The organism is Peptostreptococcus sp. D1, assembly GCF_900112955.1.
In the GTDB taxonomy this organism is placed as follows: Bacteria; Bacillota; Clostridia; order Peptostreptococcales; family Peptostreptococcaceae; genus Peptostreptococcus.
The window spans coordinates 1-3,508 of the sequence record NZ_FONP01000028.1; the positions used below are offsets into that span (position 1 = coordinate 1).

General features: G+C 31.8%; 2 protein-coding genes. One reads left to right on the plus strand and one right to left on the minus strand.

Annotation, left to right across the window (positions count from 1 at the left end; translation table 11 throughout):
- Positions 1-383 precede the first annotated feature (383 nt).
- Positions 384-1,637 (plus strand): site-specific integrase, encoded by a 1,254-nt coding sequence (locus tag BM120_RS10515; RefSeq protein WP_091995814.1) that lies wholly within the window; start codon positions 384-386, stop codon positions 1,635-1,637.
- 62 nt (positions 1,638-1,699) lie between these two features.
- On the opposite strand, the gene rlmD is transcribed toward BM120_RS10515, so the two are convergent.
- Entirely contained in the window at positions 1,700-3,076 is a 1,377-nt protein-coding gene (gene rlmD, locus BM120_RS10520; RefSeq protein ID WP_091995816.1) for a 23S rRNA (uracil(1939)-C(5))-methyltransferase RlmD, read from the minus strand.
- Between the last annotated feature and the right edge of the window lie 432 nt (positions 3,077-3,508).

A 3,508-nucleotide genomic window follows, 5' to 3' on the forward strand; every position in this document is an offset into this window, starting at 1 on the left:
TTATCCTATGATGATGCTATTTGTGAAGATTGCTATGATTGTGAGAAACTAATTACGTATTTGGAAACATAAAAAAACATTTCAATCTACCAAATAGATATATACTTACATAACCTAAGGCATATTGGTATAAGTAGCTTTATAAAAAATCAACTGTTTCCAAAATGGAAATAGTTCAAGACGAAGGTGGAAGAAAAATAACAAGAACATTAAAATTTTACAACCTTTTACGGTAAGGAATTAGAAAAATATATTAATAAATAAACAAAATAAGAAGTAGCACAAGTTTGGCGACCTAACTACTTCTTACACAGCACAACAACCTTAACGAATAAGGTTCTTTTGTGGTACTTAAATTATACCAAAAGAAAGGAGAAATTACAATGGCAGAAGTTAATACAAGAAAACGTGGTTCTAAGTGGGAATATCGATTTGAAATAGCTTCAGTTGGTGGCAAAAGAAAACAAAAGTCTAAGGGTGGATTTAGAACTAAAAAAGAAGCACTAGAAGCAGGAACAAAGGCGCTTAATGATTACAACCAAGGCGGAATAAATAATATACTGGATACTAATATGTCTTTTAGTGATTTTATTGATTATTGGTTTGAAAACTACGCAAAACTAAACTATAAATATAACACCCTACAACAGTACTCCGGACACATTAGCAACCACATAAAGCCTCAATTAGGGGTATACAGAATACAGTCTATTACACCCGTTGTGCTACAAGAATTTATAAATGGGTTATTTCTAAAAGGCTTATCTAAATCCCATACGACTGGCATAAAATCAACTGTGTCTAAGATATTGGATTACGCAGTATTTCCCATGCAATACCTACGATACAATCCATGCAAAGCTACCATCACACCTAAATTTGAATCTAGTGACAGTATCAGATATATTATTTCCCATAAAGATTTCAAGAGAATTTTAGAGAGATTCCCCGAAGGTAATGTATTCCATGTACCATTAATGCTTGGATTTCACTGTGGGTTACGTATATCAGAATCATACGCACTGACTTGGGATGATGTTGATTTCGTAAATAAAACGATATCCATTAATAAGATTATATACAAAAGATATAAGGAGCTAGGCGACTACTCAAAATCTTTAGGGTGGTATATAGGTACAACAAAAACATCAAGCTCAAACAGAACATTATATATCGATGACGTGCTTTTAAATACTCTAAAAAAAGAAAAAATTAGACAAAATGAAAACAGAATATTTTATGGCGAGTATTACACTAACCAATACATCTCATTAGATAAAGATGAAAGAAATAGGGATATTAAAAGCATTGTAGAAATGAAATCAAATGCCCACACAGATTTAGAAAAAATTAATTTTATTTCTGTGAAAGAAAACGGATTATTATCTACTGTAGAAAGCTTTAAATATTGCGCTAGAGTAATTAAACATGAATTAAAAATAAACTTTAATCATCACAGTTTAAGACACACACATGCTACAATGTTGAATGAAAATAACATCAACCCAAAAGCCATACAATCAAGACTTGGACATTCAAGAATGGATATGACCGATAAATACACACACGATACCGATATACTTAATAAAGAGGCCGCAAAAGCTTTTGAAAAAGTAATAGGAGGACGCGATAAATAATTTGTCCACGAGTTAAATATTTCGTGGACAAATCGTGGACAAATGGTATATATTATCAATCTCTAATACTTGAAATCGTTGCAATTTCTAGTAAGTAAGGCAACACACTCCACATGAACACTATGTGGAAACATATCCACAGGCTGCACTTCTTCGCACACATATCCTCTCTCTGCCATATATTTCAAATCTCTCGCCAGCGTAGCAGGATTACAGCTCACATACACAACCCTATCTGGCTGCATATTCACTATAGTATCCAATACTTTTTCATCGCATCCTTTTCTCGGAGGATCCACAACCACAACATTGGCTCTCTTCCCCTCTTTATACAATCTCAGAACAACTTCTTCTGCTTTTCCAACGTAAAATTCTGCATTTTCGATATTGTTTCTCTTCGCATTTTTCCTTGCGTCTAAAATAGCCTCTTCTACTATTTCAACTCCATAAACATGGCTTGCTTTTTTTGCCAAAAACAGTGAAATTGTACCAATCCCACAATATATATCAAAGACCATGTCGCCTTCTTCTAGCCTTGCGTATTCCAGCGCTTTTCCATATAAGACCTCTGTTTGTGTCGGATTGACTTGAAAAAATGAAAGTGGTGATATCTCAAATTCCAGCTCTCCTATATTGTCTAAGATTTTACCCTCCCCGTATACATTAATATTATTTCTGCCAAGTATCACATTTGTTTTTTCTTTATTTACGTTCAACACCAATGTTTTGAATCCGTCTATTTTTAATTTTAGCTCTTCTACTAAAAATTCCACATTAGGTAATTTTATATCTGTGACAACAAGTACAACCATCACTTCTCCTGTTGTATATCCAACCTTCGTCAAAATATGTCTTATCATTCCTTTATGTGTTTTTTCGTTATATGCACTTATATTGTTAGCTTCTATATACTGTCTAACTATACCAACTATTTCATCATTTTTTTCATGCTGTATGACACATTTATCCATATCGATGACTTCATGTGACTTCTTTTTATAGAATCCTATCTTTAGGTTTCCATCTGGTTTTTGAACTGGAAATTGTGCTTTATTTCTATATCTAAACGGATTCTCCATCCCCAAGGCTGGATGCACTGTAATATTTTCCAGACCTCCAATTCTTTTTAAGCTTTCTTTTACATTGTTCGTCTTTATTTCTAGCTGCTTTTTATAATCTAATTCCTGTATCTGGCATCCTCCGCAGCTTCTATATTTCATTGAACAGACACGATCAACTCTATATTTTGAGGGCTCTATTATCCTTGATATCACACCTTCTGCATAATTTTTCTTAGATTTAGTTATTTTCACATCCACAATCTCTCCCAGTAAAGCGCCATCGACAAAAACTGTAAAGCCTTCATGCTTTCCTATTCCAACTCCATTTTGTCCGATATCAACAATCTCACATCTATACTTTTTGTTTTTTTCTAGCATTACTCCTCCGTATTTTTTCAAATCATATAAACTGATTACATTATATCTATTTATACTATTATATTTATTTATATCACTATATTCATTTATATCACTATATTTATTTATATCACTATATCTATTTATATCACTATATCTATTTATATCACTATATCTATTTATATCATTATATCTATTTATATCATTATATCTATTTATATCATTATATCTATTTATATCATTATATCAAAATATCAAAAATTTCGGCATATTATCTAGTGACAAAATTTGTTACATAGCTCTAGCATCTAAATATTTTCCAACTTGTAATTTATCATGAATACCTTGTCATGTCAATATGAAGGCAACACTATTATTTTACACACTATTATTATTTGTCAACACATATGTTAGGCTATCTTAGTTGTCAACACATATATTACACCAACCATC